This window comes from Caballeronia sp. SEWSISQ10-4 2, assembly GCF_030464885.1.
Taxonomy (GTDB): domain Bacteria; phylum Pseudomonadota; class Gammaproteobacteria; order Burkholderiales; family Burkholderiaceae; genus Caballeronia.
Map to the genome: position 1 here is coordinate 1 of NZ_JALPRJ010000011.1, position 25,139 is coordinate 25,139.

The 25,139-nt window shown below is 59.5% G+C and carries 22 protein-coding genes and 3 pseudogenes; 18 read left to right on the forward strand and 7 right to left on the reverse strand.

What is annotated here, in order from left to right; all coding sequences use genetic code 11:
• Positions 1 to 235: hypothetical protein (locus M0D69_RS09530; protein ID WP_301781781.1), on the reverse strand; the 235-nt coding region annotated here is incomplete at its 3' end.
• 39 nt (positions 236 to 274) lie between these two features.
• A complete protein-coding gene (locus tag M0D69_RS09535; RefSeq protein ID WP_301781782.1) occupies positions 275 to 868 on the reverse strand; it encodes a 5-formyltetrahydrofolate cyclo-ligase in 594 nt (197 codons plus the stop codon).
• Between the two features lie 23 nt (positions 869 to 891).
• On the opposite strand from M0D69_RS09535, the gene M0D69_RS09540 reads away from it, so the two are divergent.
• The 4 genes from M0D69_RS09540 (at position 892) to M0D69_RS09555 (ending at position 5,812) form a co-directional block, all read left to right on the forward strand.
• Positions 892 to 2,859, forward strand: coding sequence for a lytic transglycosylase domain-containing protein (locus M0D69_RS09540; protein WP_301781783.1), 1,968 nt, complete (start codon positions 892 to 894; stop codon positions 2,857 to 2,859).
• 118 nt (positions 2,860 to 2,977) lie between these two features.
• Entirely contained in the window at positions 2,978 to 3,931 is a 954-nt protein-coding gene (locus M0D69_RS09545; RefSeq protein WP_301781784.1) for a complex I NDUFA9 subunit family protein, read from the forward strand.
• A gap of 34 nt (positions 3,932 to 3,965) precedes the next feature.
• A complete protein-coding gene (locus M0D69_RS09550; RefSeq protein ID WP_301781785.1) occupies positions 3,966 to 4,586 on the forward strand; it encodes a glutathione S-transferase family protein in 621 nt (206 codons plus the stop codon).
• Positions 4,583 to 5,812: a multifunctional CCA addition/repair protein gene (locus M0D69_RS09555; RefSeq protein WP_301781786.1), complete on the forward strand. Its 1,230-nt coding sequence runs from the start codon at positions 4,583 to 4,585 to the stop codon at positions 5,810 to 5,812. The genes M0D69_RS09550 and M0D69_RS09555 overlap by 4 nt, the downstream gene beginning before the upstream one ends.
• A 1-nt stretch (position 5,813) precedes the next feature.
• Here the strand turns inward: M0D69_RS09555 and M0D69_RS09560 are convergent, their stop codons facing one another.
• A complete protein-coding gene (locus M0D69_RS09560) occupies positions 5,814 to 6,008 on the reverse strand; it encodes a DUF2905 domain-containing protein (RefSeq protein WP_301781787.1) in 195 nt (64 codons plus the stop codon).
• Between the two features lie 4 nt (positions 6,009 to 6,012).
• Positions 6,013 to 7,227, reverse strand: coding sequence for a class I SAM-dependent methyltransferase (locus M0D69_RS09565; protein WP_301781788.1), 1,215 nt, complete (start codon positions 7,225 to 7,227; stop codon positions 6,013 to 6,015).
• Positions 7,228 to 7,240: 13 nt separating this feature from the next.
• On the opposite strand from M0D69_RS09565, the gene M0D69_RS09570 reads away from it, so the two are divergent.
• The 8 genes from M0D69_RS09570 to M0D69_RS09605 all read left to right on the forward strand — a co-directional run bounded on the left by M0D69_RS09570 (position 7,241) and on the right by M0D69_RS09605 (position 17,806).
• Complete coding sequence (locus tag M0D69_RS09570; RefSeq protein WP_301781789.1) at positions 7,241 to 8,080, forward strand: SDR family oxidoreductase; 840 nt, start codon at positions 7,241 to 7,243, stop codon at positions 8,078 to 8,080.
• 30 nt (positions 8,081 to 8,110) lie between these two features.
• Positions 8,111 to 8,512, forward strand: a complete 402-nt coding sequence (locus tag M0D69_RS09575; RefSeq protein WP_301781790.1) for a dihydroneopterin aldolase — start codon at positions 8,111 to 8,113, stop codon at positions 8,510 to 8,512.
• On the forward strand, positions 8,509 to 9,465 hold the full coding sequence (gene ttcA, locus M0D69_RS09580) for a tRNA 2-thiocytidine(32) synthetase TtcA (RefSeq protein ID WP_301781791.1): 957 nt from the start codon (positions 8,509 to 8,511) through the stop codon (positions 9,463 to 9,465). The genes M0D69_RS09575 and ttcA overlap by 4 nt, the downstream gene beginning before the upstream one ends.
• Positions 9,466 to 9,661: 196 nt before the next feature.
• Positions 9,662 to 11,023: a bifunctional UDP-N-acetylglucosamine diphosphorylase/glucosamine-1-phosphate N-acetyltransferase GlmU gene (glmU, locus tag M0D69_RS09585; RefSeq protein WP_301781792.1), complete on the forward strand. Its 1,362-nt coding sequence runs from the start codon at positions 9,662 to 9,664 to the stop codon at positions 11,021 to 11,023.
• A 93-nt stretch (positions 11,024 to 11,116) separates the two neighbouring features.
• On the forward strand, positions 11,117 to 12,934 hold the full coding sequence (gene glmS / locus M0D69_RS09590; RefSeq protein WP_301781793.1) for a glutamine--fructose-6-phosphate transaminase (isomerizing): 1,818 nt from the start codon (positions 11,117 to 11,119) through the stop codon (positions 12,932 to 12,934).
• An 829-nt stretch (positions 12,935 to 13,763) separates the two neighbouring features.
• A complete protein-coding gene (locus tag M0D69_RS09595; RefSeq protein ID WP_301781794.1) occupies positions 13,764 to 15,497 on the forward strand; it encodes a peroxidase family protein in 1,734 nt (577 codons plus the stop codon).
• Positions 15,498 to 15,597: 100 nt separating this feature from the next.
• On the forward strand, positions 15,598 to 16,044 hold the full coding sequence (locus M0D69_RS09600; RefSeq protein ID WP_301781795.1) for a hypothetical protein: 447 nt from the start codon (positions 15,598 to 15,600) through the stop codon (positions 16,042 to 16,044).
• A 13-nt stretch (positions 16,045 to 16,057) separates the two neighbouring features.
• On the forward strand, positions 16,058 to 17,806 hold the full coding sequence (locus M0D69_RS09605) for a hypothetical protein (protein WP_301781796.1): 1,749 nt from the start codon (positions 16,058 to 16,060) through the stop codon (positions 17,804 to 17,806).
• Between the two features lie 335 nt (positions 17,807 to 18,141).
• Here the strand turns inward: M0D69_RS09605 and M0D69_RS09610 are convergent.
• Positions 18,142 to 18,348 (reverse strand): annotated as a pseudogene (locus M0D69_RS09610) (T6SS immunity protein Tdi1 domain-containing protein); the annotation flags it as partial.
• A gap of 18 nt (positions 18,349 to 18,366) precedes the next feature.
• On the opposite strand from M0D69_RS09610, the pseudogene M0D69_RS09615 reads away from it, so the two are divergent.
• A pseudogene (locus tag M0D69_RS09615) lies at positions 18,367 to 19,444 on the forward strand (type VI secretion system baseplate subunit TssF).
• A 383-nt stretch (positions 19,445 to 19,827) separates the two neighbouring features.
• On the opposite strand, the gene M0D69_RS09620 reads toward M0D69_RS09615, so the two are convergent.
• Positions 19,828 to 20,235 carry a helix-turn-helix domain-containing protein gene (locus M0D69_RS09620; RefSeq protein ID WP_301781797.1) on the reverse strand — a complete coding sequence of 136 codons (408 nt, stop codon included), beginning with the start codon at positions 20,233 to 20,235 and terminating at the stop codon, positions 19,828 to 19,830.
• Between the two features lie 66 nt (positions 20,236 to 20,301).
• On the opposite strand from M0D69_RS09620, the gene M0D69_RS09625 reads away from it, so the two are divergent.
• Positions 20,302 to 20,985 carry a cation transporter gene (locus M0D69_RS09625; protein ID WP_301781798.1) on the forward strand — a complete coding sequence of 228 codons (684 nt, stop codon included), beginning with the start codon at positions 20,302 to 20,304 and terminating at the stop codon, positions 20,983 to 20,985.
• Between the two features lie 244 nt (positions 20,986 to 21,229).
• Here the strand turns inward: M0D69_RS09625 and M0D69_RS09630 are convergent, their stop codons facing one another.
• Positions 21,230 to 21,805 carry a TetR/AcrR family transcriptional regulator gene (locus M0D69_RS09630; protein WP_301781799.1) on the reverse strand — a complete coding sequence of 192 codons (576 nt, stop codon included), beginning with the start codon at positions 21,803 to 21,805 and terminating at the stop codon, positions 21,230 to 21,232.
• Positions 21,806 to 21,934: 129 nt separating this feature from the next.
• Here M0D69_RS09630 and M0D69_RS09635 point away from each other — a divergent pair.
• The 4 genes and pseudogenes from M0D69_RS09635 to M0D69_RS09650 all read left to right on the forward strand — a co-directional run bounded on the left by M0D69_RS09635 (position 21,935) and on the right by M0D69_RS09650 (position 24,941).
• A pseudogene (locus tag M0D69_RS09635) lies at positions 21,935 to 22,668 on the forward strand (SDR family NAD(P)-dependent oxidoreductase).
• Between the two features lie 120 nt (positions 22,669 to 22,788).
• The gene (locus M0D69_RS09640; RefSeq protein ID WP_301781800.1) at positions 22,789 to 22,932 is read left to right on the forward strand and encodes a hypothetical protein; all 144 of its coding nucleotides are present in this window, start codon (positions 22,789 to 22,791) and stop codon (positions 22,930 to 22,932) included.
• Positions 22,933 to 22,978: 46 nt separating this feature from the next.
• Positions 22,979 to 23,578, forward strand: coding sequence for an NADPH-dependent F420 reductase (locus M0D69_RS09645; RefSeq protein ID WP_301781801.1), 600 nt, complete (start codon positions 22,979 to 22,981; stop codon positions 23,576 to 23,578).
• Between the two features lie 208 nt (positions 23,579 to 23,786).
• The gene (locus tag M0D69_RS09650; RefSeq protein WP_301781802.1) at positions 23,787 to 24,941 is read left to right on the forward strand and encodes an epoxide hydrolase family protein; all 1,155 of its coding nucleotides are present in this window, start codon (positions 23,787 to 23,789) and stop codon (positions 24,939 to 24,941) included.
• The last annotated feature ends 198 nt before the right edge of the window (positions 24,942 to 25,139 follow it).

A 25,139-nucleotide genomic window follows, 5' to 3' on the forward strand; every position in this document is an offset into this window, starting at 1 on the left:
ACGCTAGGGACACTAACTCGCCCTTGGTTGGAAAGCGCTTTCTTTGCTTCGTTTCATTTTCGCCGTTGTTGGAAAAAGAAATGACGTGCCACCACGCACAGTGGCTAATAGTGACAAAGAAATCAGCTAACTCACGCAGACCACTAAGGCCGAAAGCACCACCCCGGCACCCACTCTGACCGCTAACCCCGAAACCACCACGTTCGGCATCAACCCAGACCACCAGCGCGGCCAAAACCCAAACCCCCAAAGTGCGAACGACCAACCCACTGGACTAATACACTGCTGATTCAGTCACAATCGCCCCGAGCGGCAAATCAAATTTCCCCCTCGGCAGGGCATCGCATTTCGCGGATTCATAAGCCACCCCGATCGTAGCCGGCGGCCTTCCCCCCGGCCAATCGGCCAACGTGCGGTCGTAATACCCGCCGCCATATCCCAGCCGATACCGATCGGCATCGAAACCCACACACGGGATCAGCAGCAAATCGGGCACAACCACACGCTCTTCTTCTGGCACAGAAATGCCATAGCGGCCTTTCTTCATCGCCACGCTCGGCTGCCACGCATGAAAAACCAGCGGCGCCCGAGGCGCAATCACCACCGGCAACGCCGCTCCTCGCGATGCATCCAGCGCCAGCCAGACAGCCAGCGCATCACGCGCATCGAACTCTCCGGCAACCGGCCAATAAAAGCCGATACATGACGCTTTGGGATATCGCGCGACCTCCTGCATCAGACGCCGCGCCAGAGCTTCACCACGTGCTTCCTGATCGGCCCGAACGCCTTGTGCTTCGCGGGTTGCGAGCAGGTTTGCACGCAGTGCGCTTTTGGTTTCCAGCAGAGGGTTGCGTGCTATGCTTTGCATCACTTCGCGCTCCAGAAATAACGATGTCAAAACGTCTCAAACGAGTATATCTCGCAGCCGCAACCGCGCTTGCTGCGATCACACTGATCGGATGCAGTACCGCTTCCGCCGTGCGTCCGTCAGCCGATTATTCGCTCTCGCCTGAGGACCGCATCTTCATTCAGTTGCGTGAAGCCGCGCGCAATAACGACGCTGGCCGCGCCATGCAACTCGCCGCGCAAATTCCGAATTATCCGGCGCCGGGTTATATCGAATACTTCACTATCAAGCCGCAACTCTTCGATTCACCGGGCCATGCGCGATTAGACGCACCCGATGAACCGGTCCTCGCATTCCTGCAGCGCTACGACGGCCAGGCTATCGCCGACCGGATGCGCAACGACTATCTGACCGTGCTTGGCGCGCGTCACGACTGGCGCAATTTCCTCGATCAATACTCGCGCTTCGTGCTGAACGACGACACGCAGGTGAAATGCTACGCGCTCGAAGCGCGTGCGTCGCGCGGAGAAAACGTGGCGGACGCCGCACGCGCATTGCTCGTCGATCCAAAATGGTACGGCGATGGTTGCGTCGACCTGATCAACGCACTGGCAGTCGCGCAGCAATTCACATCGGACGATGTCTGGCAGCAGATCCGTCTCGCCTACGAGCAGAACTACACGAACACCGGCAGCAAGATCGCGGACGCGCTCGGCCAGGTGCGCCCGGATCAAACTGCCTTCGACACCGCCGCCAACACACCGCCGCTGTATCTCGCACGCGGCGTCGGTCGCGACTCGTCGTCGCATCAACTGGCGCTCGTCGCCATCACGCGCATGGCGCGCAACGATCCGGCCATGGCCGCAGCATCGTTCAGTTCGGTTGCGCCGGCGCTGACGCCATCGGAGCGGGCTATCGGCTGGGGCACGATTGCTTATCAGGCAGCAGTGAAGCGCATGCCGGGCGCAGTCGACTGGTATCGGCTCTCGGTGAATGCAACGCTGTCGAATCCCGCCTACGAGTGGCGCACGCGCAGCGCGTTGCTTGCCGGCGACTGGACCATGGTGCGCTGGTCGGTCGAACAAATGCCGCCCAATCTGCGCAATCAGCCCGCATGGGTCTACTGGCACGCACGCGCACTGAAGCAAGCCGGCGATACCGCCACGGCCGCTCAGGAATTCACGAGCATTGCGGATCAGTTCAACTTTTACGGTCAGTTGGCGTCTGAAGAAATCGGGCAGAAGATCACGGTGCCGCCGCGCACGGCCGTCACCGACGCCGAAATTGCCCAGGCTCAAGCGGTCCCGGGTTTCGCGCTGTCGCAAAAGTTCTACGCCATGAACCTGCGGCTCGAAGGCAACCGCGAATGGAACTGGCCGTTGCGCACCATGACGGATCGGCAATTGATCGCCGCCGCGCTGTACGCAAAGCGGATCGAATTGTTCGATCGCGCAGTGAACACCGCCGATAAAACCAAGACTGAGCACGATTTTTCGTTGCGGTATCTGGCGCCGTATCGCGATGTGGTCGAGCGTGAGTCGAAGAACACGGGACTTGATATCGAATGGGCATACGGCCTGATTCGCCAGGAATCGCGTTTCATCATCAACGCGAAGTCGGAAGTGGGCGCGGGCGGCCTGATGCAACTGATGCCCGGCACCGCGCAACTCGTGGCGAAGAAGATCGGCATCGGACCTATATCGCGTGAGCAGATGAACGACCTCGATACGAATATCCTGCTCGGCACGAATTATCTGGCGATGGTCTACAACCAGTTCGACGATTCCGCCGTGCTGGCAACCGCCGGTTACAACGCCGGTCCGGGACGCCCCACGCAGTGGCGGTCCACGCTCGGCGCGCCGGTAGAGGGCGCGATTTTTGCTGAAACCATTCCATTCACCGAAACCCGCGATTACGTCAAGAACGTGCTCTCGAACACCGTGTATTACGCGGCGCTGTTCGAAGGCCGTCCGCAATCGCTGAAAGCGCGGCTCGGTTACATCGCGCCGTAAGCGTTCTGCAACGAGACTCGCCGCGCGTTTCGCTTTTCCGGTCGACACGGTTAGCCGGAAGCCACGCGCGGCACCGCCGCCCTGACGCTTTCGCGCGCCGCCACTTATAAAGGCGAACATGCGACATCAAACCATTGCGTTGATCGGCGGATCGGGGTTTATCGGCAGTCATCTGGTGAATGCGCTTGTCGAGCTCGGCAAGAACGTGCGGATCGCCACGCGGCGCCGCGAGAACGCGGCGCATTTGACACTGCTGCCCGTGGATGTGATCGAAGCCAACGTCTACGATCCCGCCCAACTCGCCGCCTTCGTCTCCCAAGCCGATGCCGTGATCAATCTGGTCGGTATCCTTCAAGGCAAGCGCGGTGTTCCTTACGGTCCGCAATTCGCCAAGGCGCACGTCGAGTTGCCGAACAAGATCGTGGCCGCGTGCCAGGCGAAGGGCGTACGCCGTCTGATTCATATGAGCGCGATCGGCGCGGATTCGAACGGGCCGAGCATGTATTTGCGCTCGAAAGGCGACGGCGAAAAGGCCGTGCGCGAATCGAATCTGGCGACGACCATCTTTCGTCCGTCCGTGGTGTTCGGCCCCGAGGACAACTTCCTGAACCAGTTTGCGTTCCTCGAACGGATCTTCCCGGTGATTCCGCTCGCGTGTTCGCAAGCGAAGATGCAGCCGATTTTTGTCGGGGATGTTGCCAAGGCGTTTGCTAACGTGCTTGATCTCGATGCGGCCAGCGGTCGTGTGTATGAGCTTGCCGGGCCGACGGTGTACACGCTCGAAGAACTGGTGCGATTCAGCGGCGCGGCGATCGGCAAACACGCGCGGATTATCCGTTTGCCCGACAGTCTTGGCCGTCTTCAGGCAATGTCGCTGGAACTCGCTCCCGGCGAACCCATGATGTCGCGCGATAATCTCGATTCCATGAAAACGCCCGCGGTGGCAAGCGGTCCGATGGCCCCGGAACTCGGCATCGAACCGGCGAGCATCGAAGCTATCGCGCCGATGTATCTCACGGGATCGTCTACGCGTTCGCGCTTCAATACGTTTCGCGCCTCCGCCGGGCGTTGATTTTTTGCTAGCTATTCAACCTTGAATATTCGCGATGAAACTCGTTATTGGTGACAAGAATGTATCGTCGTGGTCCATGCGGCCGTGGCTCGTGCTCAAGCACTTTGGCATTCCTTTCGAGGAAATCATGATCCGCCTCGCGCAGCCGGATTCCACGGCGAATATCCTCGCGCATTCGCCCTCGGGGAAAGTGCCGTGCCTCGTGACCGATGCCGGCGATGCCGTGTGGGAATCGCTTGCGATCATGGAGACGTTGGCCGAACTATTCCCGCAGCACGCCATGTGGCCGCGTGACGCCGCCGCGCGGTCGCACGCCCGTAGCATCAGCGCGGAAATGCACGCCGGTTTCGCCGATCTGCGCGAGCAAATGTCGATGAATATCCAGCGTCAAGCGTTCGGCCAGGAGCTGACGGCGGGCGCGCTGGCGAACGTGAAGCGGATCGATCTGATCTGGCGCAATTGCCTGACCGCGCACGGTGGCCCGTTCTTGTTCGGCAATGAATTCGGTATCGCCGATGCGATGTTCGCGCCAGTCGTCATGCGCTTCAATTCCTACTCGCCGAAGCTGAGCGAAACGGCGCGGGCTTATTGCGCAAGCGTCACGGCGTTCCCGGTGGTGGCCGAGTGGATAGAAGGCGCACGGAAAGAACGATGAACATCTATGCCGTGGGCGGTGCCATCCGCGATGAAATGCTCGGCCTGCCGGTTCAGGACCGCGATTACGTCGTGGTCGGCGCGACACCCGAGCAGATGACAGCGCAAGGCTTTAAACCGGTCGGCAAGGATTTCCCCGTGTTTTTGCATCCGCAAACGCACGAGGAATACGCGCTTGCGCGGACCGAGCGGAAGACATCGGCGGGATATCACGGTTTTCAGTTTTTCTACGCACCCGACGTGACGCTGGAAGAGGATCTTGCGCGCCGCGATCTGACCGTCAACGCGATGGCCCGCGAAGTGCGTCCAGACGGCGAACTGACCGGTCCCGTGATCGACCCGTTCAATGGCCGCGCCGATCTCGAAGCGCGTGTGTTCCGGCATGTGGGCGAGGCGTTCATCGAAGATCCGGTGCGGATTCTGCGGGTCGCTCGGTTTGCGGCGCGGTTCGCGGATTTCACTATCGCCGACGAGACGCTCGCGCTGATGAAGCGCATGGTCGCGGACGGCGAAGTCGATGCGCTTGTGCCCGAGCGCGTGTGGCAGGAAGTGTCGCGCGGGTTGATGGAAAAAACGCCTTCGCGGATGTTCGACGTGCTGCGCGAATGCGGCGCGCTCGTGCGGATTCTGCCGGAGGTGGATTCGCTGTGGGGCGTGCCGCAACGCGCCGACTATCACCCGGAAGTCGATACCGGCGTGCACGTGATGATGGTGCTGGATTACGCCGCCGCGCATGGCTTTGCGTTGCCGGTGCGCTTCGCCGCGCTGACGCACGATCTCGGCAAGGCGACCACGTCCGAGGATATTTTGCCGCGCCACATCGGCCATGAAGGGCGTAGCGTCGATCTGCTGAAGCCGTTGTGCGAGCGGTTGCGCGTGCCGAACGAATGTCGCGATTTAGCGATGCTGGTGGCGCGGGAGCACGGCAATATTCATCGCGTGATGGAGTTTGGGGCGGCTGCGCTGGTGCGCTTGCTGGAACGCTGCGACGCGTTGCGCAAGCCCGCGCGCTTTGCAGAAGCAATACAAGCCTGTGTCTCCGATGCCCGTGGCCGGCTCGGGATGAGCCAGCAACCGTACCCTCAAGCCGAGCGTTTGCGCGAAGCGCTGGTGGCTGCCCGTTCAGTCGATGCCGGCGCCGTCGCGCAGCAGTATGCGCACCAGCCGGGGAAGATCAAGGACGCGGTTCACGCGGCGCGCGTGGCGGCGGTGGAAGCGGTGCTTTGAATTAAAGCATTCGCGCGAGCAAAGACAACACAATCGAAAGCAAGATAGTCGACATGAACGGGAACGGATACTCGCGTCCGAACATCCGCAGCGTGAAGTCCCCGGGCAGCCTGCCAACGCCGAGTTTTTTCATCCACGGCAAACACGCCGAGAGAATCGACAACGCGATGAACGTGGTGAGTACCCAGCGGATCATGATTTCATAAGGTATGTGAGCGGTCGCCGGACGAGAACGCCGCAAGCGTGTCGTCGATACCGCGCGAAAACGCGATCACCTTGAACAACTCGCCCATTTCTGCCTCCGATAACAACTTCTGAACGGCATTTGCCGCGGGCAGGAAGCGTCGCACGTCTGAAGGATCGAGATCGGAGAGTGCATCTGTGATGCCGGCGTTCATCAGAAAACGCGCCTGCGATGTAAATCCGAGCAGATCCGCGCCCGCTTCCGTGCCCGCTTCCGCGATCCCCGAAAACTCCACGTGCGCCGTGATGTCCTGCAGCCCGGGATACAAAAACGGATCGCCGTGCGCGCGGTGCCGGTAGTGACACATCAGCGTGCCTTGCGCGCGTTGAGCGTGATAGAACTCGCGCCGCGGAAACCCGTAATCGATGAAAAACGCCGCGCCGCGCGTGAGCATCGTGCAGATTGTGCGCGTGAACGCCAGTGCCGCTTCATGCGTTTCGCTCACATATTCGATGAACGGCTCGTCGTTGACTTCATCGATCGTCTCGTCTATCTCGGCCAGCAAAGGGTCGTCCAGCGCGGCTAATAGCGGTTTGTCAACGAAGGCAAAACGGTCGGTGATCCACGACACGCCGCGCTCATGCCACGCGCCGAGTTTACGCACGACCAGCCGCACGGGCATGGCATCGAGCACTTCGTTGCCGATCACGACGCCTTCGAAATGCTCGGGCAACGCGCTAAGCCATTTCACCTTCGACGCGAGTTCGGGCGCCTCGGCCTCAATCGTCGCGCGCTGGCGCTCCTGTAATTCGCCCGACAGATCCACTATTGCGTAGCTATCGAAGGGGACGTCTAGCGCTTTTAAAGCGTTCAGCAAACCGGCGGCGAGCTTCCCCGTGCCCGCGCCGAACTCCATCAAATCGCACGTGCCGCTTTCCCGCAACGCCTGCGCGACCGGCCGCGCGAGCGTGGTCGAGAACAGCGGCGACATTTCCGGCGCGGTGACGAAGTCGCTGCCGTCGTCGCCGCGTTTGCCGAATTTCATTGCGCCGCCGCTGTAATAACCGAGGCCGGGCGCGTAAAGCGCGAGTTCCATATACCGGCTGAACGGCAGCCAGCCGCCCGCCGACGCGATTTCCGCACGAATGCGTTCTGTCAGCGCCTCGGATTGCGCGAGCGCGTCGGGGCCGGGAGCAGGTAAACTGTCGGATTCGTGAGCTTTTGGATTCATTCCGGCATTGTAAATGAGCGTTTCTCTGTCCACTTCTCCAGATTCTTCCGCGCCGAAAACCCGCGTGGTGCTGGTCACCGGCGCGGCAAAACGCATTGGCCGCGGGCTGGCGCTCGGTTTTGCCGCGCGCGGCTGGGACGTCGCTGTGCATTTCGGCGGCTCCGAAGGGGCGGCCCAGGAAGTCGTCCAGTCGATCCGCGCTCTCGGCCGCCGCGCTGTCGCGCTGCACGCGGATCTCGGCGTGGAAAGCGACGTCGCGAAGCTGGTGCCGGCGTGTATCGACGCATTGGGTGGTCTGCATTGCGTGGTGAACAACGCGTCGAGTTTTGTCGAGGACACCGCGCGGGACTTCAGCTACCCGCGCCTGCTGGAGATGATGGCGATCAACGTCGGCGCGCCGCTGGCATTGGCGCGTGCACTGTACGACGCCACGCCGGACGCCGCCGACGACGATGAAACCCTGCGCGGCTGCGTCATCAACGTGCTCGACCAGAAGCTGTACAACATGAATCCCGATTACCTGTCGTACACGCTCACCAAAGCGGCGCTGGAAAACGCCACGGTTGCGCTGGCTCAGGCGCTCGCGCCGAAGTTGCGCGTGGTGGGGCTCGCGCCGGGCCTCACGCTGCCATCCGCCGACATGACGCTCGCGGAATTCGAGGCCGCGCATCGGGTAACGCCGCTGGGCCGGGCTTCGCGTGTGGAAGATGTCGCCGCTGCCGCTTGTTATCTGGCGGACGCGCCGGGCGTGACGGGCACGACGCTGGTGGTCGATGGCGGGCAACATCTCGTGCCGTCGCCGCGCGACATCATGTTTTTGACTGCGGGCCGCGCTCCAGGCGACCGCTCTTAGTAAGTTAATCAGAATCACCAGGACATCACCATGCTCGCCGCACTTTCGCATCCCCGGCTCGCCGATTGCCGCCGGCTTTTTCTGCGCAATTACGAAGTGCGCATCAACATTGGTGTGCACGATTTCGAAAAACAGGGCGAGCAGCGTGTGGTGATCAACGTGGAGTTGTTCGTGCCGCTGGCTTTATCGACGCCGGTTGAGGACAAGTTGCGCGAAGTCGTCGACTACGATTTCATGCGCGCGACCATCGCCGCGCGCGTGGGTAAAGGGCATATCCACTTGCAGGAAACACTCTGCGACGACGTCGCCGCCGCGCTGCTCGAGCATCCGAATGTGCGGGCGGTGGTGGTATCGACGGAAAAGCCCGACGTTTATCCCGACTGCGATGCCGTGGGCGTCGAAGTCTTTCGCATCAAAGAGGTGGCAGCATGAGTTCGCTAACGGAAGCGCCGGTTGTGCTGGAGGCAGCCCCGAAAACGCGCGAGCCAATGACGCGCCGCGAGCAGAAGCAGGCCTACGACAACAACAAGCTGTTCAAGCGGCTTGCGCGCCAGGTTGGCGAGGCGGTCACGGATTACAACATGATCGAGGAAGGCGACAAGGTCATGGTTTGCCTGTCCGGCGGCAAGGACTCGTACGCGATGCTCGAACTCCTGATGCGTTTGCGCGAACGCGCGCCGATCAATTTCGACATCGTGGCCGTGAATCTCGATCAGAAGCAACCGGGATTTCCGGAGCATGTGCTGCCCGAGTATTTGAGCAAACTTGATATCCCGTTTCATATCGAGAATCAGGATACGTACAGCATCGTCAAGCGGCTGGTGCCGGAGGGCAAGACGACGTGCTCGCTGTGTTCGAGGCTGCGGCGCGGGATCTTGTATCGCGTGGCCGGTGAGCTCGGCGCGACGAAAATCGCACTTGGCCATCATCGCGACGACATTCTGCAAACGCTGCTGCTGAACATGTTTTACGGCGGCAAGCTGAAGGGCATGCCCCCGAAACTGCAATCCGACGATGGCAAGAATATCGTGATCCGGCCGCTCGCTTATGTGAAGGAAACGGATTTGGAGCGGTTTGCCGAGTTGCGTGAGTTTCCGATTATTCCGTGCAATTTGTGCGGCAGCCAGCCGAACCTGAAGCGCGCGGAAATGAAGGCGCTGATCCGCGATTGGGATAAGCGCTTCCCGGGCCGCGTGGAGAACATGTTCAATGCGCTCGGGCACGTGGTGCCGTCGCATTTGATGGATCACGGGCTGTTTCCGTTTGCCGGATTGCGCGCGACGGGTGAGGCGGACCCGGCCGGGGATATCGCGTTCGACGAAGATCCGTGTTCGACGGAAATGGCGTCGCAGACCATTTCGATCGTTCAGTTCGACGATATTTGAGGGCTTGCATCACGGTCCGTCAAGACAGACGCCGCCTGGTTACCAGCGTTTCCACGCTTGATTTGGCGCTGGCGCACGGCGGAAAAAACTTGGCTAATCCCCGCAGGATCGTTGCTCAGCAAGGCCGCGCCGGGTTTTTCCCACCACCCGCGCGTGCTATATTGGCGTCTCCAAACACTTCAACGAAGCTGACGCCATGAACATTGTTATTTTGGCGGCAGGCATGGGCAAGCGCATGCGTTCCGCCTTGCCGAAAGTCCTACATCCCCTGGCTGGCCGGCCGCTCCTCTCCCATGTGCTCGACGTTGCACGCGCGCTCAAGCCCACGCGGCTTGTCGTCGTGATCGGACATGGCGCGGAACAGGTTCAAAAAGCGGTCGGCGCACCCGATGTCCAGTTCGCCGTGCAGGAGCAGCAGCTAGGCACTGGCCACGCGGTTCAGCAGGCGCTGGCGCTGCTCGACCCTTCCGTGCCTACGCTCATTCTTTACGGCGATGTGCCGCTTACCCGCGTCAGCACACTGCAACGCCTCGCTGATGCCGCTTCTGGTGGCCGCTACGGCGTCCTGACGGTCACGCTGGACGATCCGACCGGGTATGGCCGCATCGTGCGGGATCCGACGGGCGCGGTGCAGCGCATTGTCGAGCAGAAAGACGCCAATGCCGATCAACTGAAAATTGCCGAGATCAATACCGGCATTGTCATTACACCGACAGCGCAGCTTGGCGAATGGCTGGCATCGCTGAAAAACGACAACGTGCAGGGTGAGTTTTATCTCACCGATGTCGTCGAGCGTGCGCTCGAAGCCGGTATCGAAGTCGTCACGTCGCAACCGGACGAAGAGTGGGAAACGCTCGGCGTGAACAGCAAGCAGCAACTCGCCGAACTCGAACGGATTTATCAAGGCAATGTCGCGGAGGCTTTGCTGGTTGCTGGGGTGACGCTGCTGGACCCTGCTCGCATCGATGTGCGCGGCACGCTGACCTGCGGGCGCGATGTGTCCATCGACGTGAATTGCGTCTTCGAAGGTGACGTGACGCTGGCGGATAACGTGACCGTTGGCCCGAACTGTGTGATCCGCGATGCATCGATTGGCGCGGGCACGCGGATTGATGCGTTCACGCATATCGACGGTGGCAAGACCGGCGCGAATGTCGTGCTCGGACCGTATGCGCGCTTGCGGCCGGGCGCTGTGCTCGGCGACGAAGCGCATGTGGGCAACTTCGTCGAAGTGAAGAACGCGGTGTTCGGGCGGGGATCGAAGGCGAATCATTTGAGCTATATCGGCGACTCGGATATTGGGGCGCGAGTGAATATCGGCGCGGGCACGATCACGTGTAATTACGACGGTGCGAACAAATTCCGCACGGTGATCGAAGACGACGTGTTCGTCGGCTCCGATACGCAACTCGTCGCGCCGGTGCGCGTGGGGCGTGGCGCGTCTATTGCTGCCGGGACGACGGTTTGGAAGGATGTCGCGGAAGACCAGCTCGTGCTCAACGAAAAAACTCAGGTCAGTAAGAGCGGTTACGTACGGCCGACAAAAAAGAAAGCCTGAACAATAAAGACGGCTCGTGTGCTTGAACGCGCGCCCTGGCGGCGAGCGCGGCCCGATTCGAGTGCTTCAAAATAATTTGAAAAGGACGACGCCATGTGCGGAATTGTCGGCGCGGTTGCGCAACGTAACATCGTATCGGTGCTGGTCGAAGGTCTGCGGCGGCTTGAATATCGCGGCTACGATTCTTGCGGCGTGGCCGTGATTGCCGATGGCGAACCGAAGCGCGCGCGCAGCGTCGCGCGCGTGGCCGATCTCGCCGATCAGGTCCGCGATACCCAGCTGGAAGGCGCAACCGGCATCGCACACACGCGCTGGGCGACCCACGGCGCGCCTGTCACGGACAACGCGCATCCTATTTTTTCGCGTAACGAACTGGCGCTGGTGCATAACGGCATCATCGAGAACTATGAGACGTTGCGGACCATGTTGCGCGGGAAGGGCTACGAGTTTGTCTCGCAGACCGATACCGAGGTCATCGCGCATTTGATCCACAGCATGTATCGCGGCGACCTGTTCCAGACCGTGCGCGAAGCCGTGAAGGAGCTGCATGGCGCTTATGCCATTGCTGTGATCCACAAGGATCAGCCGCATACCGTGGTCGGCGCGCGGCAGGGGTCGCCGCTGGTGGTGGGCGTGGGCGATGGCGAGAATTTCCTCGCCTCCGATGCGCTCGCGCTCGCCGGCAGCACCGATCGTTTTGCGTTCCTCGATGAGGGCGATGTGGTCGAGATCACGCTGGACGGCGTGAAGATTGTCGATCGCGATGGTTTGCCCGCCGAGCGCGAAGTGCGTGTGGTCGCGGCGTATGGCGGCGCGGTTGAGCTTGGGCCGTATCGGCATTTCATGCAGAAGGAAATCTTCGAGCAGCCGCGCGCCATCACCGACACGATTCCTCAAACCGATCGTTTCACCGCCGAGTTGTTCGGGGCGGACGCGGCTGAAGCTTTCGCCGATATCGACAGCGTGCTCATTCTTGCTTGCGGCACGAGTTCGTATGCGGGCATGACCGCGAAGTACTGGCTTGAATCGGTTGCGAAGATTCCGACGCAGGTGGAGATTGCGAGTGAGTACCGGTATCGCGAATCGGTGCCGAATCCACGGGCTTTGGTCGTGGTGATTTCGCAGTCGGGCGAGACCGCGGACACGCTGGCCGCGTTGAAGCATGCGCAGGCGCTGGGGCATAAACATACGCTGGCAGTTTGCAATATGGCTTCCAGTGCGATGGTCCGGTTGACGAAGCTCGCGTTTCTGACGCATGCGGGGACTGAGATTGGTGTGGCTTCGACTAAGGCATTTACGACGCAGTTGGTTGGGATGTTCGTGCTGGCCGTGACGCTTGGGACGCTGCGCGGGCATGTGACCGAAAAGCAGGAAACCGATTACCTGACGCAGTTGCGGCATTTGCCGGCGGCGCTGAACAGCGTGCTGGCGCTGGAGCCGCAGATTATCGCGTGGTCCGAAGAGTTTTCACGCAAGGAGAATGCGCTGTTTCTCGGACGTGGGCTGCATTATCCGATCGCGCTGGAAGGCGCTTTGAAGCTCAAGGAGATTTCGTATATTCACGCGGAGGCTTATCCGGCCGGGGAGTTGAAGCATGGGCCGTTGGCGTTGGTGACTGAGGCTATGCCGGTGGTGACGGTGGCGCCTAATGACACGCTGCTGGAGAAGCTGAAGTCGAATATGCAAGAGGTGAGGGCGCGCGGCGGCGAGCTATACGTTTTCGCCGATGCCGATACGCGGATCGTTAGTGAGGACGGAATTCACGTGATTCGGATGCCTGAGCATTATGGCTTGCTGTCACCGATTCTTCATGTCGTGCCGCTGCAGTTGCTGGCTTATCACACGGCTTGTGCGAGAGGGACGGATGTGGATAAGCCCAGGAATTTGGCGAAGAGTGTGACGGTGGAGTGAGGGCTGTCACGACTAGCTTGGTGAGTGGTTCGTGACAATAAAGTTGCGAACTGTGGCCCGTACCGCCGCTCGCCCTCTGGGATCGCAATGGGCAAGCGACAAGTTGGTCGCGAATACTTGCTTGGATCGGCAGTTTTTCGGCCGGAGCCGCCACTCGCCCATCAGCGTTGGCCTGTCCGCTAACTATCGCTGACCGGACGTTCGCCGCGCAGCAACGGCGACCGTCCGGCTCCAATTTCAGCGAATGCATACTTGTGTTTGGTTGTAGCCGATCGCGACGACCCGCGGAACGGCTTGCTGGCGTGCACATCGTAAGAGCGCCACGCCGCTGTCATCGAAGAAATGTCTGCTTTGCGGCCACATCCGGTGTTTGGAAAATGGCTGTATGTTCCGCAAGCTGATCGGAAGCTTCAGGCAACTACTTAACTCCGCCCGAAACAACTAGTTTTATCGTTGTGTGTGCTGCCACACAGAAGAGCAAACGATTGCGCTGCCAAATGAGAGCGCGACATCTAGCAGCGCACCCTCATTGTTGCGCATTACGCCATAACGACCTGCTGTTCCAGGTGTTCATGTGCATTCGCGTGGTAACGGGTTAAACGCCAAAAACATTGCGTACCTGCCGCGCTTCGTCGAATCCGTACATCAGCTGCCATTGCAGCAACTTCGTGCGCTCGGCACCAAAATATATGTGCGAGCTTCCCTCATTTTCCTAATGCCGGTCGCGCCATACAAGCAAGACGTGCCACATGACCATCAGTAATCGCCCGCATATCGAGTGCGCCGCGAGTACCGATCCTGTTTAGAATCAATTAAAGGAGACATTAATATGGATAACGAATTGAATGAAGGGCACGGCGAGATCGGAAGGCGCGACCCGAAGACCTTCACGCGTCTGATCAAAGAGGAGGGGACGGATTACGACCCCGCCAAACTAGCTGCCATTGCGACCCAGATGGCGCTGCGTTCCGGTGATACGGTCGACGATGGACCAGATGCCGAGGAAAACTTGTTTGTGCCTGCTGGCTACACGTATTTTGGGCAGTTCGTGGATCACGACCTGACTCTCGATGTCACGTCGACGCTCAACCCCGAGGATGCGAGTCAAAATCCGGATCGAGCGCCGACCAATCTTCGCACGCCGCGGTTCGACCTCGATTGCCTTTACGGAACCGGACCAGGCGACCGGCCATATATGTACGCGGCGGATGGCGCGACGCTGTTGCTTGGAGACAAGTCACCCTATCCACCGAACGGCGTCCCTCCCGATTACGATCTTTTGCGCTCGAGCAACGGCCGAGCGATCATTGGCGATAAGCGCAATGACGAGAACTCGATCGTCAATCAGATCCAGCATGCGTTCATCTTGTTTCACAATAAGGTGGCCAGGGAGTTGAAAGACAAGCCGTTGCCATCAGGCCTCTCATTGTTCGAGGCTGCGCAGCAACAAGTCAGGTGGGCATACCAAAGGATACTTACCGAGGATTTTCTGCCGCGCATCATCAATGCTGAGGTGCTCGCGGCGTTGAAGGCCGATGTAGGGAATAACAAACTGGGGAATGACGACGGGTACAAGCTTTATAAAAATGAGCTTCGTACCAACCTGCCTCGCGAGTTCGTCGCAGCCGCCTACCGGTATGGGCACTCGGGTGTACGCACGGGCTATCGGTTAAACGGCGTGCCCGGAAAGAATAATGGAACGGCGTTGCCGATATTCATATCAGGTCATAGTGCCAACATGCCGGCAATGAGCCTGGTCGGCTTCGATCCCTTGCCGCCCGAACATGTCATAGATGATTGGGGCCGTTTCTTCCCAACGGGCGACGCCTTGTTGCCGGGTACGCGACGAGTTCATAACGATGATATGACCAATGTGTCGAAAGGGGACGGTGGCGAAGGAAAAGTACGCATGCAATATGCGTACAAGATTGATACGACGCTCGTGGATCCGCTCGCGGACCTGCCGCCGAGTGTAGCGGACAACCATGAAATACCGGTAGAAGTGCGTAAGGCTCGGGGTCCATCGCTCGCGTTGCTCAACCTCCTCCGGGGCCGCGTTTATCGTCTGCCGAGTGGTGAAAAAGTCGCTGACGAAATTGGTGCCGTTAAGCTCGAACCGCATGAGATCGGTGTGCGAAAGGCGGTGAGTAAAGATAAGGTCAAGGGATTTGAGTTCGTCCGGTTTGCGGATCTCGATACGGTCGGCAACTACTTCGATGGCGACACGCCCCTCTGGTTCTATGTACTGGCCGAAGCGCAGGCACCCTTGATGAGACTGTGGGAGAGCAGAGGAAGCGACAAAGCCATGCTTACCGAGGAAGAATTTCTCGGCTTCGATCCAAAGGACGGGCAGACGGCCGGAATTTGTGGCGGCACCCAGCTCGGCGCGGTTGGGGGACGAATCGTCGGCGAGGTCTTTTACGGTCTGCTTCAGTCGGATCCAGACTCAGTTGTCAACAGCGCGCCAGCGGACTGGCATCCGATCTGGGGCGACGGCCGTGCATCAATGGACAAGCTGCTTCGCTACGCAGGTCTCACAATTACGAAGCAGCCCGGTGGCTGAATAAATCGAGCCTACATAGGCCTGACGAAGGCGTGCATGACACTTCGTACCCGCCAACAGAACACGTATGTGAGCGAACACCTATATGGCCGGAGGCCACATGATCAGCGCGACTCTCTGCTTCCAATGCAGCATCGACAGCCTGTTGGTGGGGATGGCCTATCGTTCTGTGGAGAGAACGCGCGGCTCCGTGCTTGCCTTTGCGACGCTATGCGGAACGTTCGACGCGTTGGCAACCTTATTGGCGGCCTACGGCAGCGAGATTGGCATTATTTTCTTCGTCTCCGTCTTCACCTGCGGACTGCTCGGCATGCTGTGGCGCAGAGCCCTCCGCGTGCTGATGCTGCTTGCGCTAATGAGCGTCGACAACCTGCTTTCGCCCGGTAGCTCCGCCGATGCATTTACGGCTGGTGCAGCGAGCTTTGCGATGGCCGGTGTTGGCTATCTCTGCGCAGAACAAATATTGCGGCTGGCGCATCCGCGTAAGCGCTCACTGGTTGCGCTAAGTTTGTGCGGAGCTTCGTTGATTGGCCTTCTGATCGCATGACCGGAGAGATGCAATGAATGTTGCGGTTAGCACACGTGCATACAATTTCAGCCGCTCCGGCGCCAACATTCAGGAGTCGGTGCTCACGGCCCAAGCGGTCGGGACGCGTGGAATCAAGCGCTTGTTCCGACTAGAAACGCCCGATGACAAACGCGGGTGCGACGCATCGCCGCTTATCGCGCCAGGGGTGAAACTTCCGGACGGCCAAGTGCACGACCTCGTGCTGCTCGCGACCATGGGCAACTGGGTCTACGCTTTCGAGACCCGGGGAGGTACCCTCGTCTGGAAACGCCAGATTGGCGAACCTATACGCAGCAATCCGGCAATCGACACACACATGGTCAACGACCATTGGGGCATCGTATCGACTCCGGTCATACACGACGGCGTGATGTACGGATGCGCATGGATCAGCGCCGATGGGAAACCTGATCATGCGCAACATTTCGTGTTCGCGATCAACGTTGCCAACGGCCTCGACCGGCACCCGAAGATTTCGCTTGAAGGTGCAATTTTTTCGCCAGGTCACGGCTTGGCCGATATCAAGTTCGACGCTGCGGAGCGAAAGCAGCGCGCGGCATTAGGGGTCTCGAACGGAGCCTTGATGATACCGTTTGGCACCGTGCGCGAAACGTCAGGCACGGCGCGGGGGTGGATTGTGGCGGTCGATCTGGCGTCGTGGAAAATATCGGCGAGCTGGTGTACAACCGCTCGCAAGAGCGGCGCCGGGATTTGGATGGCCGGCACCGGCCCCACTGTGATGCAAGATGGCGATCTCGTGTTCGCGACTGGCAATGGCGCATTCGACGGCATAACCGACTTTGGAGAAAGCGTCATTCGCCTGCGTTACACGCCCGCACTCAATGGTCACGCCGCGCAGTTCAGCATCATCGACTGGTGGACGCCGTGGACCGACGCTCTGCGTACTGGCGGTCAGCCGGAAGCGCACGCACTGCCTGACGCCAGCAGTTTCAGAAAAGTCTCGCATCTCTTTCAACAAAACCAGTTGCAATCCAATCAGCCATCAGACGACTGGTCTGACATGGATCTCGGTTCCGGCGGTGTCGTTCAGGCCGCGCCCTTCGGCTTGCTTCTTTGCGCGGGGAAAGATGGCGTTTTGTATGCGATGAAAGCGACGCAAATGGGTAAGACCAGGCCCAACGATCTACAGCCGGTCGCTAACCAAGCCAACTATGGGAAACTGGCGTTTCCCCCGATTTTCCTCACCTATTTCCCCCCTGAACTTGATCCCGCACCGGACCGGATAGAGACCCTCAACGTACTTCATGATGCGCACACGCACCATCAGCACGGCGCGCCCATTCGCTTTGACAGTACTGAGTTCGGGCCGATGCTCTTCAACTGGGGCGAGAACGAGAATGGGAGGGCGTGGCAATTGAAGCGGGACGCTTGCGTGTTTCTTGCACGAACCGTAGAGGTCGCTTCTCCGCAAGCCGACCCGAAAACAGCCGGTGGAATGCCGGGTGGCATGCTGACTGTAAGCAGCAACGGGGCTCAGGATAGCACCGCGATTCTTTGGGCATGTGTGCCCTATGGGGACGCCAATCGCAAGCTGTCAGCGGGCCGCCTCATCGCGTATGCCGCCACACGGTTTGCGAATGGCCAGATGGTGAAGCTATGGGATTCACAAGACTGGAATCATCAATTCACGTTCAACAAGTTTGGTGTTCCGGTCGTCGCGAACGGCATGTTGTATTTGCCAACCTACGACGGGGCGGTTGTTGTGTATGGCATCAATTGATTCGATGTCGCCACCAGTGCCGTTTGACGCTTGGGGTTGCTCGCCGCCGCGACCAACCGGCCAACTCGAAGAGCCGAAACCCGCAGGTGCTGTGAGCGCTTACCCTTAATTGCCAGAAAGCGATCCTTCGATTTGCTTTGATTGATCTATGCTTGGTTGCTCTTGACTGTGGCTCGCTACGGTGTACCGTAGCGAGCCACGGGACTATGCTCAGATTTGTTGGGTCTATCTCCGCGAGCACTGGTGAAAATATGGCCTCCTGAAGGAGGGGCTACACGGAGAACAATAGCTACCCACAGCCACTCAGACAGCATCGGGGCTTTCCGCCAACGAGTTCAACTCTTAGGTATGCCGAAAGGAATACGCGGAGGCGAAAGTTGACGCAGAATCGTCAAATGTATATCGGCATTGATTTTCTTGAGGTGATCCACCGTCATGCGACCGCCGGAAACTAAGGCGGGCTCAAACGCGTAAATCTCTCCACTTTGCAATGGCCCTAGCTTTGCCAACGTCCTTTCGAACATTGACTTCTTGCTCTCGTCCTTGAGGTCACGCCCCCTATGGCACGACTGCCCTCCGACGCGACGGGCCTGATATCGATCACGTTCGCATCTGCAACAGAATCCGGCACGCCGGGGTCACGAACAACGGGCACGACGCGACTCCACCTCCATGGGCAGCTCCCGCTGGTTGGAGCGCTTACGGACACTTTGCTGATGCACGCGGCCTCGGCTTTCGTTGAAGCCGATAGTCGAGGCACCTGGAAAGCGCTGTCGGGAATTCCGGTGCATGCGGCAGGCTTTGCAGATAGCGAGGCTCTTATTGGCGATGCTGACGGATCACCTCCTGGGTTTCGTCTGCTGCTCGACTATTTCGCTTTTCCGGACAAGTTCAATTTTGTGGACGTCGACCTTGCCGCGCTCGCGCGAGCAGCCGGTCCTTCCCAGGAACTCACACTTCATCTGGTCGTTCGTAATATCCCGGCGGACTCGCAGGCCGCACGCGCGCTGGAAAAGCTGACGACATCGACCTTGAAACTATTCAGCATATCCGGTGGTGCCGCAATCGTTGCAAGCATCGACGGCAGAAGTCTATTCGATCGATCGCGTGTACGTAACGGAGCAGGGTGCTGCGGGCACGACAGAGACCGACATGCCGCCCTACCACGCGCTGCGTCACGGTAGATCGCATCGCCATTTCGACCCGTACTGGCTGACAAGCGGGAGTGGCCAGTTCACGACGGACCGGTCAGCGAGTGAAACCTTGCTGTCGCTGGTCGGCATCGACGGCAGCCCGACATTACGGGGCAGCCGAAAGATTGGCATCGACCTGACCTGCACGAACCGCGATATCCCTGCCACGCTGCCTTTCGGTTCGAACGACGGAGATCTCTTGAACGGGAGCGCGTCGCTATCCTGTCCGATCACAATGCTGACGCGTCCAACGAGACAGATGTGCCTGCATCGTGAGCGTGGTTCGCTGCGGCGGTTGATTTCGCGGATGACGCCGCATCCGTTTGCCCTTGCCTCGTCGGGCCTCACTGGGTTGAAACAAACGCTGCATCAGCACGCCGGCGTGGGGTTCGCGACGGCGACACGGCACATTGACGGTATCGTGGGACTCGATCATCAGGTCTAGTTTTGTTCAACTGATCCTGCTCTCAGCCGGCAGCGGTGCAGAAATACGACGTTGCGCGCCGCGCCAGGGCTCAGCGACGATCCTCTGATCGAGGTGAACGCGCTCTAACGGCGATCGGCGATCCGGATACGTTGAAGTCGATGCGTTCAACGCTGAGCCATACGCCCACCGCCGGTTTGAAAAGAAGCTGCTCTGATGTGACCAATTGTGTTTGCGTTTCATACCGTCAGTGATCGCGGGTGATCGTCGCCTAGGGTCGACTTCGGAAGTTTGGCATCGGCCCGGGTCCGGTCATCAAGAGCCGTTTGCACGACCACCGGGAATGGCTGTAGTTCATGTCGCAGCGGCCATTCGTAAGCGTCCCACTTCGGCCCGATTTGGTGTCAATCACTGCCCCGTGATCCTAGTGCTTGTATTAGTCGGCAGTGCGCCGCCGTCTGACTATGACAGAGCGCGAGTTCGCGGAGGGCTTTACGCATTCGTCGAAGGTCACGAATCTTGCCTTCAATATCCGCCAGATGTTCAACCACCATCTCGTCCGCGCCGGCACAGGGGTGCTCGGGATGGTTGGCCAGTTCCAGCAGTCTTCGAATTTCGTCCACGGTGAAGCCGAGTTCGCGGCCTCGGCGCACGAACGCCAGTCGCTGCACGGCGGCGGCATCGTAGCGCCTATACCCATTATTGCCGCGCACCGGCGCGGGCAACAGTTCCACCCGTTCGTAATAACGGATTGTTTCGATATTCACGCCGGACAGGTGGCTCAACGTACCAATCGAGTAAGTGGCGCTCATTGCTTGACTCTGTAGTGGCTACAGGGTTCAGCATATTACTTTGACCAATCTCGTGTCGGATGGACCATGGCTGGAGGCTGCTGTAATCACTGTGAAGGGCAGTCGAGTGCCCGTCGGGGTCGGTATCGGGGAATACTCTGGGTTGCCCTTGCGATCAACTTAGCGATGTTTGTCGTCGAGGTCCTGTCCGGTATGCGCGGCGGTTCCGTGTCGTTGCTGGCCGACTCGTTAGACTTTTTGGGCGACGCCGCGAACTACGGTATCAGTCTTCTGGTGCTTGGGTTGAGCGTAACCGTGCGCGCTAACGCGTCGCGGATCAAAGCGTTTTCGATGGGGGCGTTTGGCGTTTGGGTGATTGGCCTTGCGATCTGGAATCTGACCTCAGAAGTTGTGCCCAGCGCACCAACGATGGGTATCGTCGGTTTGAGCGCGTTCATCGCAAACTGCGTTGTTGCGCTGCTTCTGTTCACCTACCGCGACGGCGATAGCAACATGCGCAGCGTCTGGCTTTGCACGCGCAATGACGCATTAGGGAATGTCGCCGTTCTTTTGGCCGCATTGGGCGTGTTCGGAACAGGAGCAGGATGGCCGGATCTGGCCATCGCCGCAATCATGTCGATACTCGCCTTAACCTCTGCCGTCAAAATCCTTCGCCAGACGAACGCCGAATTGAGGGGCGGTGCTCAAGACTCGTCAGTCGCATCCAAGCGTGTTGTCCCCTTGCCGCGTAAGCGTTATCCGCCAAGGTAAGCATTCTCTAAATGCGTGGGCGATTCCTCTGACGGACATCGTTGATCGAGGGCGCATTTCCCACAGGAAGCGGACGCTCATCCGTCTCGTCTTTATGGCTGTGGTGGGTCGAAGTGAGCCGACGGCAGAAGGCAGAGTGCGGCCATGTGCGATCGCTGGGCAGTACGACAGCTCAGCCGCTTCAACGTCTCATCGCCTTCGTCAACAGCCGCTCAAAATTCCCGACTCGACCAGCCGCACTCTGCTACGTCGCCTTCTTGACATCGTCGCTCGACCGATTTGTCAGGATGGCGCTCGCGATAACGTGAAAGAGATGATCGGCCCGTGGCGCGAACGAGGGTTGGTCGACGAGCCAGCCGAGCGCCGACATCAGGGCGAACAGGTCGAGCCCATCCATATCGGCGCGCGCCGTTCCCTCAGCCTGAGCACGGAGCAGTAGTCGCGCGCCCGCTGAGTGTACCGCTGTACATGAAGCGTAAAGCGCGGAGTCCGGGTCCGCGTGGGCGCTCGCCATCAAGGCAACAACGCCGCTATAGCTGTGAACGAATGCCACCCCTTCGCGAAACCAGGACACGAGCGATTCGTCAGGTGGATTCGACGTTTCGAGTTCGCCTGCCTTCTGCGTCAGTGCGTCCAGATTCGTACGCAGCAACGCATCGAACAAGGCTTCTCGCGTCGGGAAATGGCGCAACAGTGTGGCCAACCCGACATCGGCCCGGCGGGCGATATCTCGCATGGACGCATCGGCACCATGTTCGGTGACGACGTCACGCGCGACTGCAAGGAGATGGCTGTAATTTTTTCTGGCGTCGGCTCGCATGGATTTTCTTAACAAATGGATCAGTGATCCATATATTTCAATCGGGATCTGGATCAGTGATCCATAAGATACAGCGCATTTGTGCAAATGGGAACAGAGACGCTGTCCGACACCACGAAAGGAGATGTCATGGGAAAGCTTGAGGGTAAGGTTGCAGTCATCACGGGTGGATCGAGCGGCATGGCGCTGGCGAGCGCCGAGCGGTTCGTTGAAGAAGGCGCCTATGTTTCATCACGGGCCGGAGGCAGGAGGCGCTCGACGAGGCCGTCAAGCTGATTGGCCGGAACGTGACCGGCGTGCGCGGCGACGCGGCCAATCTCGACGACCTCGACCGCCTGTTCGATACAGTCAAGCGGGAAAAGGGCAAGATCGACATCCTGTTCGCGAGCGCCGGCACGGGCGAAGCCGTCCCACTGGGCGAGATTACCGAGCAGCACTTCGATGCGGCCTTCGGCCTGAATGCGCGCGGCACGCTGTTTACGGTTCAGAAGGCGTTGCCGCTGTTCAACGATGGCGGATCGATCTTCATGACCGGGTCAATTGCTTCGGTGAAAGGTTTTCCTGGTTTCAGCGTGTATGCGGCGAGCAAGGCGGCGTTGCACTCATTCGCACGCGCGTGGCTCAACGAACTCAAGGGCAGGAATATCCGGGTGAACGTGCTGAGCCCGGGGCAGATCGCCACACCGATTCAGGAGCAACTTTTCGACGAGGAGACGAAGCGGTACTTCGAATCCCTGGTCCCGCGGGGAAAGATGGGTCATCCTGAGGAAATTGCGACGGTCGCGCTGTTTCTTGCTTCAGACGATTCGAGCTTCGTGAATGGGGTGGAGTTGTATGTCGACGGCGGCACCTCGGCCATCTGAAATCGCGCCGAAAAGCGCGTGGGGGCCCTGTCAACTTGACGAAGATGATCCGAGTTGTGTCGATAAATATGGAATCCTTATCAATAAACGGGATTGATTTCGGTGATTGTCCAGCGGGTATTGTCACGTCTGCTCGCGCTGCCGTCGCTGCAAACGGCGGTGATGGCGCTCGGCTCCGCGTGTCTGCCGTGGCTCGCGGGGCGCATCGCGCGCAGCGAACCGCCTAACGCGGGCAACGGTCCCGCGCGACTGGTTACCAATTGACATGGGCCCGTGGTTGATCAAAACGTCCCCTGAATGGAGGGTTCGCATGAGCTATTCGATTATTGGATTTGGCGCGGTAGGCCAGGCACTCGCCCGAGCGTTTGCAAGAAAGAACATCGATGTGACCGTCGCCAGCCGGTGCCCTCCCGAGAGGTTCATGCAGCAGGCACGAGCGATCGGCCCCACCGTTGTCCCCAGGACGCTGCAGGATGCAATCGCGTCCGACACGATCTTCCTGGCGGTTCCGTTTTGGGAACATCGCGAAGTCGCGAAGCAGATCACAACCTGGCAGGGCAAGACGATCATCGACACGACAAATGCTTTCGGTGTTCCGGTTGAAGAGCTGGAAGGTCAGCCGTCGTCCGCAGTTGTCGCCAAAGCGTTTACCGGCGCCAGGTTCGTAAAGGGCTTTAACCACCTGCCCGCTGCCGTTCTGGCCGCTGATCCGAGCGTGAAAAGCGGCAGCCGCGTCGTGTTTTTGTCGAGCGATGACGAAAATGCGGTGGCGCCGGTCGCGGTTCTGGCCGAACAACTCGGTTTCGCGCCGATTGCGCTAGGGCCGCTCAAGGATGGCGGCTCGCTCGTCCAGGCCAGGGGCAATACCTGGGCTGAACTGATCTTCAAGGATCTCGTCAAGTTCAAATAACGGCACATCACGGCAAAGTCACAGCGGCCATGTAATGCGGACGGATGTCCATTCGGAACTGGAAAGCGGCCGTTGCCGACATGATGCCCCGAATGACGGCTCCGGGTCTACGGAACTTCGTCATCAGACCAAGCCCGGCCAATTGTGGGCGTTCGACGCCGCCAGTTAGATCGTGGAGAATCGACTGCACCCTTCCAGAGGAGGTGCTATGAATATCGAACCATTTCAGATTTCCGTGTCCGATGTTGAGATCGACGACTTGCGCCGGCGTTTGCGCGACAGCCGGTGGGCATCCACGACTCCGTCCGAGTCGTGGCAACAAGGCACAGACACCACATGGTTGCGCGAATTGGTGAAGTACTGGGCCGACAGTTTTGATTGGCGGGCTGCGGAACGCGGTCTGAACCAGCAACCTCAATTCATGGCCGACGTGAACGGTCAGCGCGTGCACTTCGTTCATCGGCGTGGCGTTGGACCCCGGCCCTATCCGGTGGTCATCACGCATGGTTGGCCCGGATCGTTCTTCGAATTTCATGCGTTGGCTGATCGGTTGTGCGACCCGGCTGCATTCGGTGCGGACCCGAACGATGCCTTCGACGTCGTTATTCCTTCACTGCCGGGCTTTGCGTTTTCGCCGGCGCCTGCCACCCCTGGCACTTCCGCGTTTCAGGTCGCCGATCTGTGGGCATCGCTGATGCGAGGTCTTGGGTACGAGCGATTTGGCGCTCAGGGTGGTGACCTGGGCGCGGGGGTGTCGGTCGCGCTCGCCTTGCAGCACTCACAGGTAGTCGATGGAATTCATCTCAACTTTCTGCCGGGATCGTACGCACCCGCAATCGACGCCGCTGATTCGCCGCTTACCGTCGCAGAACAAAACTTCCTTCGAGAGAAGGGTGAGTGGGCTGCGCTCGAGGGCGGTTATGCGCATATGCACAGCACGAGGCCGAGGACGTTAGCCGCGTCGCTTAACGACTCGCCGGCGGGGCTGGCTGCGTGGATCAGCGAGAAGTTTCGCGCGTGGAGCGATTGCGAGGGCGTTATCGAGCGCAGATTTTCAAAAGATGAGCTGCTCACCAACTTATCGCTCTACTGGTACACCCAGAGCATTGGTACAGCAATTCAAATGTACTGGGAAAACAGGCTTCAACCCATGCGCTTCGCCACTGGACAACGTGTATTACCGCCGGTCGGCTTTGCGCACTTTCCGAAAGAGATTAACCACCCGCCACGCGTATGGCTGGAACGAACGTTCAATGTCGCGCAATGGACCGACATGCCGCGTGGTGGCCATTTCGCGGCAATGGAAGAACCTGAACTCCTCGCGGCCGACATTCGTAGCTTTTTCAGGCACTTCCGGCAGTGAGTTCGTTGAAGAATCGCCCCTATGCGGGATGCGATCTGCGTTTCGCGACGGACCGCCGCTGGAGACCATGAAGGTCGTTCAGGGTTGACTCCCGCCGTTCGCCATCGGACCGGGTCCGGCCAGTTACGGTCAGTCGACGCGGCACCCGGAATCATCGATAATCAGGGGCGTTGTTGCGTATCTAATTAACGCACAAGT

Excerpts from the sequence above, each read along its gene's own strand:
- M0D69_RS09630 (WP_301781799.1), bottom strand. The coding sequence starts at position 21,805 with ATGCGAGCCGACGCCAGAAAAAATTACAGCCATCTCCTTGCAGTCGCG.
- M0D69_RS09535 (WP_301781782.1), bottom strand. The coding sequence starts at position 868 with ATGCAAAGCATAGCACGCAACCCTCTGCTGGAAACCAAAAGCGCACTG.
- M0D69_RS09540 (WP_301781783.1), top strand. The coding sequence starts at position 892 with ATGTCAAAACGTCTCAAACGAGTATATCTCGCAGCCGCAACCGCGCTT.
- M0D69_RS09620 (WP_301781797.1), bottom strand. The coding sequence starts at position 20,235 with ATGAGCGCCACTTACTCGATTGGTACGTTGAGCCACCTGTCCGGCGTG.
- M0D69_RS09600 (WP_301781795.1), top strand. The coding sequence starts at position 15,598 with ATGATCAGCGCGACTCTCTGCTTCCAATGCAGCATCGACAGCCTGTTG.
- M0D69_RS09645 (WP_301781801.1), top strand. The coding sequence starts at position 22,979 with ATGAGCTATTCGATTATTGGATTTGGCGCGGTAGGCCAGGCACTCGCC.
- M0D69_RS09650 (WP_301781802.1), top strand. The coding sequence starts at position 23,787 with ATGAATATCGAACCATTTCAGATTTCCGTGTCCGATGTTGAGATCGAC.
- M0D69_RS09595 (WP_301781794.1), top strand. The coding sequence starts at position 13,764 with ATGGATAACGAATTGAATGAAGGGCACGGCGAGATCGGAAGGCGCGAC.
- glmS (WP_301781793.1), top strand. The coding sequence starts at position 11,117 with ATGTGCGGAATTGTCGGCGCGGTTGCGCAACGTAACATCGTATCGGTG.
- M0D69_RS09560 (WP_301781787.1), bottom strand. The coding sequence starts at position 6,008 with ATGATCCGCTGGGTACTCACCACGTTCATCGCGTTGTCGATTCTCTCG.
- M0D69_RS09625 (WP_301781798.1), top strand. The coding sequence starts at position 20,302 with ATGGCTGGAGGCTGCTGTAATCACTGTGAAGGGCAGTCGAGTGCCCGT.
- M0D69_RS09555 (WP_301781786.1), top strand. The coding sequence starts at position 4,583 with ATGAACATCTATGCCGTGGGCGGTGCCATCCGCGATGAAATGCTCGGC.
- ttcA (WP_301781791.1), top strand. The coding sequence starts at position 8,509 with ATGAGTTCGCTAACGGAAGCGCCGGTTGTGCTGGAGGCAGCCCCGAAA.
- glmU (WP_301781792.1), top strand. The coding sequence starts at position 9,662 with ATGAACATTGTTATTTTGGCGGCAGGCATGGGCAAGCGCATGCGTTCC.
- M0D69_RS09605 (WP_301781796.1), top strand. The coding sequence starts at position 16,058 with ATGAATGTTGCGGTTAGCACACGTGCATACAATTTCAGCCGCTCCGGC.
- M0D69_RS09545 (WP_301781784.1), top strand. The coding sequence starts at position 2,978 with ATGCGACATCAAACCATTGCGTTGATCGGCGGATCGGGGTTTATCGGC.
- M0D69_RS09570 (WP_301781789.1), top strand. The coding sequence starts at position 7,241 with ATGAGCGTTTCTCTGTCCACTTCTCCAGATTCTTCCGCGCCGAAAACC.
- M0D69_RS09550 (WP_301781785.1), top strand. The coding sequence starts at position 3,966 with ATGAAACTCGTTATTGGTGACAAGAATGTATCGTCGTGGTCCATGCGG.
- M0D69_RS09575 (WP_301781790.1), top strand. The coding sequence starts at position 8,111 with ATGCTCGCCGCACTTTCGCATCCCCGGCTCGCCGATTGCCGCCGGCTT.
- M0D69_RS09565 (WP_301781788.1), bottom strand. The coding sequence starts at position 7,227 with ATGAATCCAAAAGCTCACGAATCCGACAGTTTACCTGCTCCCGGCCCC.